5 protein-coding genes, 2 tRNA genes and 3 rRNA genes are annotated in these 13,532 nt (G+C 58.1%); 3 read left to right on the top strand and 7 right to left on the bottom strand.

From position 1 onward, the window contains the following. The first annotated feature begins 21 nt into the window (after positions 1 to 21). The 3 genes from mksB (at position 22) to mksF (ending at position 4,895) form a co-directional block, all read left to right on the top strand. Positions 22 to 1,263 carry an Mks condensin complex protein MksB gene (mksB, locus tag HNE05_RS04885; protein WP_173203911.1) on the top strand — a complete coding sequence of 414 codons (1,242 nt, stop codon included), beginning with the start codon at positions 22 to 24 and terminating at the stop codon, positions 1,261 to 1,263. Positions 1,264 to 1,374: 111 nt separating this feature from the next. Further along, positions 1,375 to 2,079, top strand: coding sequence for an Mks condensin complex protein MksE (mksE, locus tag HNE05_RS04880; protein ID WP_173203909.1), 705 nt, complete (start codon positions 1,375 to 1,377; stop codon positions 2,077 to 2,079). After that, a complete protein-coding gene (mksF, locus tag HNE05_RS04875; protein ID WP_173203907.1) occupies positions 2,076 to 4,895 on the top strand; it encodes an Mks condensin complex protein MksF in 2,820 nt (939 codons plus the stop codon). Before mksE ends, mksF begins: the two co-directional genes overlap by 4 nt. A gap of 75 nt (positions 4,896 to 4,970) precedes the next feature. Here mksF and HNE05_RS04870 read toward each other — a convergent pair whose 3' ends face one another. From HNE05_RS04870 to HNE05_RS04840, 7 genes are all read right to left on the bottom strand, one after another. Beyond that, positions 4,971 to 5,279 carry a PepSY domain-containing protein gene (locus HNE05_RS04870; protein WP_173203905.1) on the bottom strand — a complete coding sequence of 103 codons (309 nt, stop codon included), beginning with the start codon at positions 5,277 to 5,279 and terminating at the stop codon, positions 4,971 to 4,973. A 90-nt stretch (positions 5,280 to 5,369) separates the two neighbouring features. Continuing rightward, the gene (locus tag HNE05_RS04865; RefSeq protein WP_173203902.1) at positions 5,370 to 7,670 is read right to left on the bottom strand and encodes a PqiB family protein; all 2,301 of its coding nucleotides are present in this window, start codon (positions 7,668 to 7,670) and stop codon (positions 5,370 to 5,372) included. 235 nt (positions 7,671 to 7,905) lie between these two features. Then, positions 7,906 to 8,021: ribosomal RNA gene (rrf, locus tag HNE05_RS04860) — 5S ribosomal RNA — on the bottom strand. A gap of 140 nt (positions 8,022 to 8,161) precedes the next feature. Next, a 23S ribosomal RNA gene (locus HNE05_RS04855) occupies positions 8,162 to 11,053 on the bottom strand. Positions 11,054 to 11,288: 235 nt separating this feature from the next. Then, positions 11,289 to 11,364: transfer RNA gene (locus tag HNE05_RS04850), tRNA-Ala, on the bottom strand. A gap of 30 nt (positions 11,365 to 11,394) precedes the next feature. Then, positions 11,395 to 11,471 (bottom strand) — tRNA-Ile (locus tag HNE05_RS04845). A 93-nt stretch (positions 11,472 to 11,564) separates the two neighbouring features. After that, positions 11,565 to 13,101: ribosomal RNA gene (locus HNE05_RS04840) — 16S ribosomal RNA — on the bottom strand. Together the 16S, 23S and 5S rRNA genes with 2 tRNA genes alongside form the textbook arrangement of a ribosomal RNA operon. Between the last annotated feature and the right edge of the window lie 431 nt (positions 13,102 to 13,532).

Raw genomic sequence — 13,532 nt, 5'->3', positions numbered from 1 at the left:
GCCAGCAGAACGGATGCCCCGATGATTGACCCCAAGCGCGTCTTGCGCGCCCTCGCCGAGCACTGGACGCTACTCGAACCGCTGTGTGAGCGCTTCGATGCCGGCACCCTGAGCCTGGTCGAGCTGCGCAACCAGCTCGGCGCGCAGCTGCCTGCGGGCAGCCCCGCCGACATCACCGCCCTGCTCGACCAGTGGATCCGCCTGGATATCCTGGTGCCGGTGGCCAAGAGCCCTAACCGCTTCGAGCTGAACGCGCAGATCCACGACTTCCTCGCCTACCTGCGGCGCGAACACCGCCTGGGCTTGTGCCTGGAAATCGAGGCCTACCTGCGCCACCTGGAGCGCCTGGCCGGCTATATCCAGGACGCGTTCGAGATCCGTGATGGCAACGATCTGGCCCGCCAGCTGCGTCTGCTCGATATGCGCGTGCGCGATGTGCTGAAGAAGCTCGGCAACGACGAGCAGGCGCTGATCGGCGTGGCCGAGCGGGCCAAGACCAGCGACCGGCAGATTCCGCTGCGCCAGCGCTATGCCGAAGTGCTGGCGACCTGGGACGAATACGTCGAGCCGATGATCCAGCTGGTGGCTGCCGACGGTGCCTTCGAGCAGGGTGTGCGCCGCGTCGAGCAGGTGCTGCTCAAGCTGCTCGGTGAACAGCAGCGCCTCGGCCAGCTGGTCGACGACGACCTGCTGCTGCGCACCCACGCGCGCATCCTGGAAATGCAGACCACCGCCCAGCTGACCCTGCGCAAGGCCCGCGAGCTGCTGCTGCCGCTGCGCGAGGAAGCGCGCCGGCACAACGCCGTGACCCGTGGCGCGGCGCTGGCCCTGGCGGCGATCCGCAAGAAGGGCCTCGACGCCGTGCCGCAAGCCTCGCTGCCGCTGCATACGCGCCCGCAGAGCACCTTCCTCGGCACCGCCTCGCAAGTCGAGGCGTACGTGTATGCCCTCGCCCGCTTCGAGCCCAAACCGTCGCAGTTCCCCAAGGCCAGCACCACGCGCAAGGGCGAACCGCAACGCGCGCCGCGCACCGCCCGCGAAATGCTCGAGCGCTGCGAGCAGGCCTTGCCGCTGCCGGACCTGATGGTCTGGCTGCTGGAGCAGGAGCCCACCGGCGCCACCGACGAATTGCTCTACTGGTTCTCGCGCCTGTCGCGCGACAGCCGCTTCCAGCGTGAGCGCCTCGAGCGCCGCGACTACCTCACCCGCGAGCATCAGGTCAGCCTGAGCTCCTACGCCCTGATAGGCCGCCCCAATGGCTAAGCCTTGTGTAGGGTGGACAACGCTCTGCTTGTCCACCAGCCAGCACCTCGAACCCTCCGGTGGAAAACGCTGCGCGGTTTTCCACCCTACGACTGCCTGCGAGCATCGCGTATGAATATCGACCTGAAAGAACTGACCCAGCTGGCGCCGATCTTCCGCGAGCTGTTCAAGGGTTATCACATCAGCCGCCGCGACCCGGAGCTGTACACCCAACTGTCCAACCTGCAGGACCAGTACCGCGCGCTGTTCAAGTCGCTCGGTTACGAGCTGACCTGTGACACCCGCGGCTTCTACTACTTCGTCCCCGAGCAGATGGGCGCCCAGGTGAACAAGACCGCCCAGCGCCTGGCGCTGTTCACCTTCATCCTGGTCGAGCACCTCGCCGACCAGGGCCGCGACCCCCTGGCCGTGCTCGATGGCGGCAGCCTCGGCCGCGACGAGTTGCCGCCGTTGCTGGAGAAGTACAAGGACCTGTTCCTGCAGGCCGAAGTCACCACCCAGGAAGAACTGGAAGAGAAGGTCATGCGCCGCCTGACCCAGCTCGGCTTCGCCAGCGAGGACAACGGTGTGTACCGCTTCCTCGCACCGATGCACCGCTTCCTCGACGTGTGCCTGTCCGTGCAGCAGGACCGCGACCTCGCTGCCAGCCTGCACAGCGCCCTGCCGCTGCCGACACCGGTACTGGTTGCCGATGAGGTCGAAGAAGACATTGTGATCATCGAGCCGGCCGAAGAAATCGCCCGCGAAGAAAACGAGGAAGACGCCCTGGCCCGCGCCATGGCCGAAGAACGTGAAGCCCAGGAGATCGACGCATGAGCCAGGAACGCTACGGCATCCGCCGCTTCGCCCTGCTGAACACCGCCGGCTACAGCCTCGGCCTGTTCCCGCTGGAAAACCCGCTGTCGGTGTACGGCGCCAACAACCTGGGTAAATCGGCGTCGATCAACGCCCTGCAGTTCCCGATCCTGGCGCGCATGTCGGACATGAGCTTCGGCAAGTACAGCCTGGAGGCCTCGCGCAAGTTCTACTTCGCCAGCGACACCAGCTACATCCTCGTCGAAGTTTCCCTGCCCCACGGCCCGCATGTGATCGGCGTGGCCGGTCGCGGCCCGGGCGGCGGCTTCGGCCACCAGTTCTTCGCCTACCGTGGCGAGCTGGATCTGCAGCACTACCAGAGCAACGGCACCTGCCTGCGCCAGCGCGAGCTGTTCAACAACCTAGGCCAGGCCGGCATCGTCGCCTATGAGCTGAAGCCCGACGAACTGCGTCGCCTGCTGGTTGGCGGGCACACCTCGATTCCGCTGGACCTGACCCTGATCCCGCTGCGCTCCACCAGCGAGCAGAGCCTGAAGACCTTCCGCGCCCTGTTCATCAACCTGCTGCATATGCGCGAGATCACCGCGGCCAAGCTCAAGCAGCTGTTCCTCGATGCCTTCGAGCACAGCCTGCGCTCCGGCAGCGTCGACTACATCGCTGCGACCGAAGAAGCCTTCCGCGACGTGCGCCGCATGGAGCAGGACTATCAGGCCCTGGTCACCGCCGGCCCGCTGATCGAGGCGCTGTCTGCAGGCGTGGCCCAGCGTGAAGTGCTGCGCGGCAAGTTGCATCGCCTGTCACCGCTGCTGGATAACCTGCTCGGTGCCTGGCAGGACTACTCCGGCGCACGTCGTGACGAACTGCTGGCCCAGCACGAACACTACCGTGGCGAGCAGGACGGCCTGCAGCACGAGCAGCGCGGCGGCACCCAGGAGCTGATGCGCCTGGAACGCGAAATCAGCGAGATCCAGCGCTGGATGGGTGAGCTGGCCGTACTGAAGAACCGCTTCGCCCTGGTCGACGATGTGAAAGTGCTGGAAGCACATCTGCTCGCCGCCAAGGACGCCCACGACGAACTGGCCGGCGCCCTGGCGCAGTCGCGGCAGTTCTCCGCCGAGGATCTCGACGAGCGTCTGCGCGATCTGGAAAAACGCCTGAAGTCGGTCAAGCAGCAGCTCGACCACGCCGACAACAACAGCTACTCGCGTCTGCGCGAGGAGTTCAGCCAGGCCGATGTCGACCGCCTGATGCGCCTGTTCAACGGCCAGCTGTTCAGCCTGCCGCTGGGCGAGAAAGGCATCCAGGCCGAGGGCGATGACTGGGTCAAAGCCATCGAGGCGGTGCTGGATCGCTTCAAGGGCGAGCAGTTCAGCGTACCCGGCCTGTCCATCGACCTGTCGCACATCGAGCCACCGGCCCTGCAGGCCCTGGCCGACCGCGCCGCCCTGCGCGACCAGCGCGACCGCCTGGAGCGCGAGCTCAAGCAACTGAAAACCCAGCAGGCGGTGGCCGCCGACCGCGCGGCGAGCAAGGCCCAGGCCGAGCAGCTGTACAAGGACGTGCTGGACGCACAAAAGGCGCTGGAAGACTTCCGCCGCTGCCAGACCCTGTCCGCCGAGGATGCCAGCAAGCTGGAGCAACTGGCCCAGCTGGAAGCTGCCCAGGACGAACTCAAGCGCGCAGCGGATGCCTTCACCGAGCGCGTGCAGCAACTGTCCGCCAAGCTGCAGCTGGTCGGCCGTCAGCTGGCCGACCTGGAAGCCAAGCAACGCACCCTGGAAGACGCCCTGCGCCGTCGCCAGCTGCTGCCGGCCGACCTGCCGTTCGGCACGCCGTTCATGGACCCGGTCGACGACTCGCTGGACAACCTGCAACCGCTGCTCAACGACTACCAGGACAGCTGGCAGGCACTGCAGCGCATCGACGGGCAGATCGAGGCGCTGTACGCCCAGGTGCGCCTGAAGGGCGTCGCCAAGTTCGACAGCGAGGACGACGTCGAGCGTCGCCTGCACCTGCTGGTCAACGCCTACGCGCACCGCCAGGACGAAGCGCTCACTCTAGCGAAGGCCAGACGCGCGGCGGTCACCGATATCGCCCGCACCCTGCGCAATATCCGCAGCGACTACGACAACCTGGAACACCAGCTGGCGCTGTTCAACCGCGAGATCAACAAGCGTCAGGTGTCCAACCTGGAGAGCTTCCGCATCGTCCTGGCGCCGAACAAGGACGCGCTCAAGCATATCGACCAGATCATCCACAGCGCCGGTAAGTACGAGGAAGGCGAGACCCTGTCGGTGTTCGATCTGCAGCAGAGCGGCGATCAGGACGCGAAGAACGAGGAGGCCAAGGAGTACCTGGCGCGCCTGGTGGCGGCCAACCACAACCAGCTGGGCCTCAAGGACCTGTTCGAGCTGGCCTTCGAGATCACCAAGGTCGGCGGCGCGCCTGTGATGCACACCGACATCGACGGTGCGGCGTCCAACGGCACGACCATGACCATCAAGGCGCTGACCAACATGTACCTGTTGCTGCACCTGATGGACCGCGAGCAGGCCGGCAAGGTGCGCCTGCCCTACTACCTCGACGAGGCGGCGGACATCGACGAGCGCAACCAGCAGGCGCTGATCGAGACCAGCCTGCAGCTGGGCTTCGTGCCGATCCTGGCTTCGGTCAAGCCGCAGGTCTCGGCCCATGTGGCCATCGACCTGGAAGGTGGTAGCGGGCCGAACGGCATCTATATCGACGAGGCGGACTGGAAGTACATCAAGCGCCGCGAGGTGGTGAAAACCGCCGAGCCGGAAGGCCAGCCGGCCTAGGGTAGCCCGGATGCAATCCGGGAGTAGAAACGACAAGGGCCGCTAATGCGGCCCTTTCGTTATCCAGCGTGGCAATCAGTTGTCCTGCTGGTCCTTGAGGATCTGCCCGCTGGTGGCATCCAGCTCCAGGTCCCATTGCACGTTCTGCGCATCACGCAGCTCGACCTGGTAGATGTAGCGACCGTATTCCTCTTCCAGCTCGGTTTCCTCGACCTTGCTGCCGGGGTGCTTGGCGATGGCCGCCTCGTTGAGTTTCTCGAAACTCTGGATGGTGCCGGCGTCGCGCAGTTTCAGCGCTTCATCCGGGCCCAGATCGCGGGCCTGGGCGATACCGGCAGTGGCGGCAAGGGCAGTGATGGCAAACAGGGCGGTCAGCTTGTTCATGTTCAGTCTCGCTAGGGGTAGTTGGTTTCGACAGACACCAAGATAGCCAAGTCGACTTAACTCAAACTGAATCCGCCCGATTCCCTCACTTTACTTGTCCAGCACGATCTTCGGCGCCCACTTCAGCCACTCTTCGCTAACCTCGTCGTTCAGTGCATAGGTCTGCCCCGGCTGAGCTGGGCCGCCCATCAACGCATTGTCCGGCGTGGCGAAAGCAATACCGCCCTCCAGCAAAGCTTCAAGGGATTCCGTGCGTACTTTCAGGCCTTTGAACAAGCCGGCTTCGACGCCAATACCGCTGGCATTCCAGAAGCGCGTACCACTGCGCACCAGGGGTGCATAACGCGGCTCAATGAGCGCATGGATCAACACGCGATCAGAGGTTGGCCCCAACTCGAAATGGGTCACCTTGCCCACCGGGACTTCCCGATAACTGATCACCACGCCTGGTTTGATCGAACCACGGCGAGCGGTGCTCAGTACGACACGCAGACCTGTTTCGCGCACATCACTCGTTGGCGCCTGCATGCGCGCCTCGAAATAGGCCTGAGGTTTACCGGCCTTGCTCGCGGGTGATACTTCCAGATACTGACCGCTGACCAAAGTCTCCAGATTGGCAGTGCGCGCCAGACCCAACTCGGGTTTGACCACCCAGAAAGAGCTACCCACACTGGCAACTCGTGCAGTCGCTTTGGTAATCCGGGCATTGAGCAGCACGGCCTGCAGATCATCCGTCAGCTCGACGGTTTCAACCTTGCCTACCTCGATGCCTTTATAACGAATCGGTGTACCGGGATTGAGACCATCACCACTAACAACCTTGATCTGAATGGTTACACCTTCCTGCAGTGCTTTTTCACGATCCTCATGCAGCGTGAAGCGCTGAATCTTGCGACTGACAGAAGCCTCCAGATTTGGGGTATCGAAGGCAACACCGCCGGCCAGCAAGCTCTGCAAGGACTCGCTCTTGACCGTGATCCCCGAGAGTCCGCCTGTAAGGCTGATGCCACTGGCATTCCAGAAGCGTGTAGAGCTGTTGACCAGCTTGGCGTACTCGGGCTCGATGTGCGCGCCCAGGACCACGCGTTTCTGATCTTTAGCGAACTGGTAACTCTGGATGCTACCGACCTTGACCTGGCGATAGAGAATGGGACTACCCACTTCCAGAGAGCCCAGATTGTCACTGAAGAGAACCAGATGCAGGCCAGGCGCGCCCAAATCCATAGGCGGCGCCTTGTCGCGAGCGACAAACTCGCGAACCTGTGCGCCTCCAGGTTCACCTGGGCGAATGGCAATGTAGTTACCCTTGACCAGGGCTTCCAAACCCGTGATGCCGGCTAAGGAAATCGACGGTTTGACCATCCAGAAATCCGTACCCTCAACCAGATAGTCTTCGGTACGTGGATCCAGCATCAGCTCGACACTGGCACCGCTCAGATCCTGGTCGACCTTGAAGGTCTTCATGTAGCCAACCTGGATGCCTTTGTACATCACCGGCGTTCGGCCAGGCTCTAGACCATCGAACTCATGCAGCTTGAGCGCGACCTTGATGCCCGCCTGTGCGTCATCGAAGTTTTCATAGAGGCGGAATGGCAGGCTCGGGTCAGTGGGCGGACTGTCCTTACGGTGCTCCGGCGTGGCAAAGGCGATGCCGCCCGCAACGATGCTCGCCAGCGACTCGGTATGCACTTTGACCCCAGACAGACCGGCATCGATGGTGACACCGCTGGCATTCCAGAAACGCGTATGTTTGCGCACCAGAGAGGCGAACTCCGGCTGGATGAACAGCTTGATTTCAACCGTGCTCTGATCTTCGGCAAGCCGGTAACTTTTCACCCGCCCGACCTGGATCTGCTTGTAGAACACCGGACTGTCACGATTCAGCGAGCCGAGACGATCAGCCTTGAGCGTGAGGTGAAGCCCCGGAACAGTGTCCGCTAGTGGTGGTGGCTCGGTGAGGGCCGTGAACTCACGAGTCGGCTCACCTTCACCCGGGCTGGCCGTGATGTAGTTACCGGAAACCAGGGTTTCCAGACCGGTAATACCCGCCAGGGAAACACTCGGCTTGACCAGCCAGAAGCGTGTGTTGCTGCGCAGATGCTGCTCAACACGCTTATCCATTTCGATCGTGGCGCGTACGCCACGCTGCTTGCCACTGTCGTCAATCTCCAGCCCGATGACCTTGCCAATCGGCATACCTTTAAAGATCACCTCAGTCTTGCCGGGCTGAATCCCATCGCCACTGGGGAAATACACCTGAATCTCGATACCGGCCTGGTTATAGGCACGCCAGCCCAGCCAGCCGCCGATCAACAAAGCGATGAGGGGTAGGATCCAGATCGCCGACCAGTTGGTTGTGCGACGGGTTTTGGCTGTTTTTAGCTCGGTCATGATCGAAATCAGACTCCATTCCAGATCGGACGATGCCTAGGGAGAATTTTCCCAGAATAAGCAGAAAGGCCTGCTTGCAAGTAATCGAGTAGCACAACACGGCATAAGGTACCGCAAGGCAAGCAACGGCGCCTGCTCGCACGCTAAAAAAGCCACGCTCAGCGCCCAGAACTTTTCTAGCGCACAAAGCCAAACCCCCAACCCGTTTGCACGGATTGGGGGTTTGGGGATAGGAGCTTGACGATGACCTACTCTCACATGGGGAAGCCCCACACTACCATCGGCGATGCGTCGTTTCACTACTGAGTTCGGGATGGGATCAGGTGGTTCCAACGCTCTATGGTCGTCAAGCAATTCGTTTGCTGTATCGGTGTTTAGTCGCTACAGCTAATTGGGTATGTGATGTCTGTTGGTATTGCGTGTTCAGGCAAATTTTCGGTCTTTGTCGACTTCTGTCGAGACACACAAACAGCAAATTGTTTGGGTGTTATATGGTCAAGCCTCACGGGCAATTAGTATTGGTTAGCTCAACGCCTCACAGCGCTTACACACCCAACCTATCAACGTCGTAGTCTTCGACGGCCCTTTAGGGAGCTCAAGGCTCCAGTGAGATCTCATCTTGAGGCAAGTTTCCCGCTTAGATGCTTTCAGCGGTTATCTTTTCCGAACATAGCTACCCGGCAATGCCACTGGCGTGACAACCGGAACACCAGAGGTTCGTCCACTCCGGTCCTCTCGTACTAGGAGCAGCCCCTCTCAAATCTCAAACGTCCACGGCAGATAGGGACCGAACTGTCTCACGACGTTCTAAACCCAGCTCGCGTACCACTTTAAATGGCGAACAGCCATACCCTTGGGACCGGCTTCAGCCCCAGGATGTGATGAGCCGACATCGAGGTGCCAAACACCGCCGTCGATATGAACTCTTGGGCGGTATCAGCCTGTTATCCCCGGAGTACCTTTTATCCGTTGAGCGATGGCCCTTCCATACAGAACCACCGGATCACTAAGACCTACTTTCGTACCTGCTCGACGTGTCTGTCTCGCAGTCAAGCGCGCTTTTGCCTTTATACTCTACGACCGATTTCCGACCGGTCTGAGCGCACCTTCGTACTCCTCCGTTACTCTTTAGGAGGAGACCGCCCCAGTCAAACTACCCACCATACACTGTCCTCGATCCGGATAACGGACCAGAGTTAGAACCTCAAAGTTGCCAGGGTGGTATTTCAAGATTGGCTCCACGCGAACTGGCGTCCACGCTTCAAAGCCTCCCACCTATCCTACACAAGCAAATTCAAAGTCCAGTGCAAAGCTATAGTAAAGGTTCACGGGGTCTTTCCGTCTAGCCGCGGATACACTGCATCTTCACAGCGATTTCAATTTCACTGAGTCTCGGGTGGAGACAGCGCCGCCATCGTTACGCCATTCGTGCAGGTCGGAACTTACCCGACAAGGAATTTCGCTACCTTAGGACCGTTATAGTTACGGCCGCCGTTTACCGGGGCTTCGATCAAGAGCTTCGCTTGCGCTAACCCCATCAATTAACCTTCCGGCACCGGGCAGGCGTCACACCCTATACGTCCACTTTCGTGTTTGCAGAGTGCTGTGTTTTTAATAAACAGTCGCAGCGGCCTGGTATCTTCGACCGGCATGGGCTTACGCAGTAAATGCTTCACCCTCACCGGCGCACCTTCTCCCGAAGTTACGGTGCCATTTTGCCTAGTTCCTTCACCCGAGTTCTCTCAAGCGCCTTGGTATTCTCTACCCAACCACCTGTGTCGGTTTGGGGTACGGTTCCTAGTTACCTGAAGCTTAGAAGCTTTTCCTGGAAGCATGGCATCAACCACTTCACGTTCTAAAAGAACGCTCGTCATCAGCTCTCAGCATTAAGCGCCCGGATTTACCTAAGCACTCTGCCTACCACCTTAAACTTGGACAACCAACGCCAAGCTGGCCTAGCCTTCTCCGTCCCTCCATCGCAGTAACTAGAAGTACAGGAATATTAACCTGTTTCCCATCGACTACGCATTTCTGCCTCGCCTTAGGGACCGACTAACCCTGCGTCGATTAACGTTGCGCAGGAAACCTTGGTCTTTCGGCGTGCGAGTTTTTCACTCGCATTGTCGTTACTCATGTCAGCATTCGCACTTCTGATACCTCCAGCAAGCTTCTCAACTCACCTTCACAGGCTTACAGAACGCTCCTCTACCGCATCACCTAAGTGATACCCGTAGCTTCGGTGTATGGTTTGAGCCCCGTTACATCTTCCGCGCAGGCCGACTCGACTAGTGAGCTATTACGCTTTCTTTAAAGGGTGGCTGCTTCTAAGCCAACCTCCTAGCTGTCTAAGCCTTCCCACATCGTTTCCCACTTAACCATAACTTTGGGACCTTAGCTGACGGTCTGGGTTGTTTCCCTTTTCACGACGGACGTTAGCACCCGCCGTGTGTCTCCCATGCTCGGCACTTGTAGGTATTCGGAGTTTGCATCGGTTTGGTAAGTCGGGATGACCCCCTAGCCGAAACAGTGCTCTACCCCCTACAGTGATACATGAGGCGCTACCTAAATAGCTTTCGAGGAGAACCAGCTATCTCCGAGCTTGATTAGCCTTTCACTCCGATCCACAGGTCATCCGCTAACTTTTCAACGGTAGTCGGTTCGGTCCTCCAGTTAGTGTTACCCAACCTTCAACCTGCCCATGGATAGATCGCCCGGTTTCGGGTCTATACCCAGCGACTAAACGCCCTATTAAGACTCGCTTTCGCTACGCCTCCCCTATTCGGTTAAGCTTGCCACTGAATATAAGTCGCTGACCCATTATACAAAAGGTACGCAGTCACCCAACAAAGTGGGCTCCCACTGCTTGTACGCATACGGTTTCAGGATCTATTTCACTCCCCTCTCCGGGGTTCTTTTCGCCTTTCCCTCACGGTACTAGTTCACTATCGGTCAGTCAGTAGTATTTAGCCTTGGAGGATGGTCCCCCCATATTCAGACAAAGTTTCTCGTGCTCCGTCCTACTCGATTTCATGACTAAGAGATTTTCGCGTACAGGGCTATCACCCACTATGGCCGCACTTTCCAGAGCGTTCCGCTAATCTCAAAGCCACTTAAGGGCTAATCCCCGTTCGCTCGCCACTACTAAGGGAATCTCGGTTGATTTCTTTTCCTCAGGGTACTTAGATGTTTCAGTTCCCCTGGTTCGCCTCTTGCACCTATGTATTCAGTACAAGATAACCATCTTATGATGGCTGGGTTCCCCCATTCAGACATCTCCGGATCAAAGTCTGTTTGCCGACTCCCCGAAGCTTTTCGCAGGCTACCACGTCTTTCATCGCCTCTGACTGCCAAGGCATCCACCGTATGCGCTTCTTCACTTGACCATATAACCCCAAGCAATCTGGTTACTGCCTCAAACGTGAAGACGACATTCGCCGAAAATTTGCATAGAGAACACGCAAATTTTACCTTGACGCGACATGCTGCCAGTGAAAGCAACACATCGGTCTACTTCTATCACATACCCAAATTTTTAAAGAACAGTTCTGGCGCAAAGACCAGAATTCAATGCTCATCTAGAAGCATTCAATTCTGTGCTTTCAGCGATTTAAGAGTTAATGGTGGAGCCAAGGAGGATCGAACTCCTGACCTCCTGCGTGCAAGGCAGGCGCTCTCCCAGCTGAGCTATGGCCCCATTTACGGACTGGCCACATCCCTTGACAATTGGTGGGTCTGGGCAGATTCGAACTGCCGACCTCACCCTTATCAGGGGTGCGCTCTAACCAACTGAGCTACAGACCCAATCGTCTTACTCTCGGGTAATAACCCAATCGCTTTTCGCAAGTGAATCAAGCAATTCGTGTGGGAACTTATGAAGAAGCTGAAGTCTTCGATTAAGGAGGTGATCCAGCCGCAGGTTCCCCTACGGCTACCTTGTTACGACTTCACCCCAGTCATGAATCACTCCGTGGTAACCGTCCCCCTTGCGGTTAGACTAGCTACTTCTGGAGCAACCCACTCCCATGGTGTGACGGGCGGTGTGTACAAGGCCCGGGAACGTATTCACCGTGACATTCTGATTCACGATTACTAGCGATTCCGACTTCACGCAGTCGAGTTGCAGACTGCGATCCGGACTACGATCGGTTTTATGGGATTAGCTCCACCTCGCGGCTTGGCAACCCTTTGTACCGACCATTGTAGCACGTGTGTAGCCCTGGCCGTAAGGGCCATGATGACTTGACGTCATCCCCACCTTCCTCCGGTTTGTCACCGGCAGTCTCCTTAGAGTGCCCACCATAACGTGCTGGTAACTAAGGACAAGGGTTGCGCTCGTTACGGGACTTAACCCAACATCTCACGACACGAGCTGACGACAGCCATGCAGCACCTGTGTCTGAGTTCCCGAAGGCACCAATCTATCTCTAGAAAGTTCTCAGCATGTCAAGGCCAGGTAAGGTTCTTCGCGTTGCTTCGAATTAAACCACATGCTCCACCGCTTGTGCGGGCCCCCGTCAATTCATTTGAGTTTTAACCTTGCGGCCGTACTCCCCAGGCGGTCGACTTAATGCGTTAGCTGCGCCACTAAGATCTCAAGGATCCCAACGGCTAGTCGACATCGTTTACGGCGTGGACTACCAGGGTATCTAATCCTGTTTGCTCCCCACGCTTTCGCACCTCAGTGTCAGTATCAGTCCAGGTAGTCGCCTTCGCCACTGGTGTTCCTTCCTATATCTACGCATTTCACCGCTACACAGGAAATTCCACTACCCTCTACCGTACTCTAGCTCAGTAGTTTTGGATGCAGTTCCCAGGTTGAGCCCAGGGCTTTCACATCCAACTTGCTGAACCACCTACGCGCGCTTTACGCCCAGTAATTCCGATTAACGCTTGCACCCTTCGTATTACCGCGGCTGCTGGCACGAAGTTAGCCGGTGCTTATTCTGTCGGTAACGTCAAAGTAGCAACGTATTAGGTTACTACCCTTCCTCCCAACTTAAAGTGCTTTACAATCCGAAGACCTTCTTCACACACGCGGCATGGCTGGATCAGGCTTTCGCCCATTGTCCAATATTCCCCACTGCTGCCTCCCGTAGGAGTCTGGACCGTGTCTCAGTTCCAGTGTGACTGATCATCCTCTCAGACCAGTTACGGATCGTCGCCTTGGTGAGCCTTTACCTCACCAACTAGCTAATCCGACCTAGGCTCATCTAATGGCGCGAGGTCCGAAGATCCCCCGCTTTCTCCCGTAGGACGTATGCGGTATTAGCGTCCGTTTCCGAACGTTATCCCCCACCACTAGGCAGATTCCTAGGCATTACTCACCCGTCCGCCGCTCTCAAGAGGTGCAAGCACCTCTCTACCGCTCGACTTGCATGTGTTAGGCCTGCCGCCAGCGTTCAATCTGAGCCATGATCAAACTCTTCAGTTCAATACTGCTTGGGTTTTGAGAAAACCCTAAACTTGGCTCAGCAATCGCAAATAAACTCTTTGAATTCACGAAGAGTTACTTGTGTTGCTGATAATCTTGCGACTAACAGTCTTACTCCACAAGCACCCACACGAATTGCTTGATTCAAGTTGTTAAAGAGCGTTTCGATTAAGTCTTTCGTCTCAACCAAGGCCGCGCATTCTACAGCAGCCTTTCTTTCTGTCAACCAGTTTCGAAGAATTTTTCGTTTCTTCTCAACCGCTTGCGCTTCCGATCTGCTTTCGCTTCACATCGGCGGGAGGCGAATTCTACAGCGTTCAAACTCGCTGTCAACCACCTCTTTCAAGCTTCTTCAGCTCTTTCGAACCGAAGCACCGACAGGATCAAACCACCACCCTGTCAGCCCGGCGCATTCTACTCGAATCCGCCAC

Source organism: Pseudomonas campi, from assembly GCF_013200955.2.
Classification (GTDB): domain Bacteria; phylum Pseudomonadota; class Gammaproteobacteria; order Pseudomonadales; family Pseudomonadaceae; genus Aquipseudomonas; species Aquipseudomonas campi.
Note: the sequence above shows the minus strand (reverse complement) of the source record. Positions and strands in the feature narration are given on the sequence as shown.

Bases quoted from the DNA above. Each gene is read 5' to 3' on its own strand.
- mksE (WP_173203909.1), top strand. From the start codon at position 1,375: ATGAATATCGACCTGAAAGAACTGACCCAGCTGGCGCCGATCTTCCGC.
- mksB (WP_173203911.1), top strand. From the start codon at position 22: ATGATTGACCCCAAGCGCGTCTTGCGCGCCCTCGCCGAGCACTGGACG.
- HNE05_RS04865 (WP_173203902.1), bottom strand. From the start codon at position 7,670: ATGACCGAGCTAAAAACAGCCAAAACCCGTCGCACAACCAACTGGTCG.
- mksF (WP_173203907.1), top strand. From the start codon at position 2,076: ATGAGCCAGGAACGCTACGGCATCCGCCGCTTCGCCCTGCTGAACACC.
- HNE05_RS04870 (WP_173203905.1), bottom strand. From the start codon at position 5,279: ATGAACAAGCTGACCGCCCTGTTTGCCATCACTGCCCTTGCCGCCACT.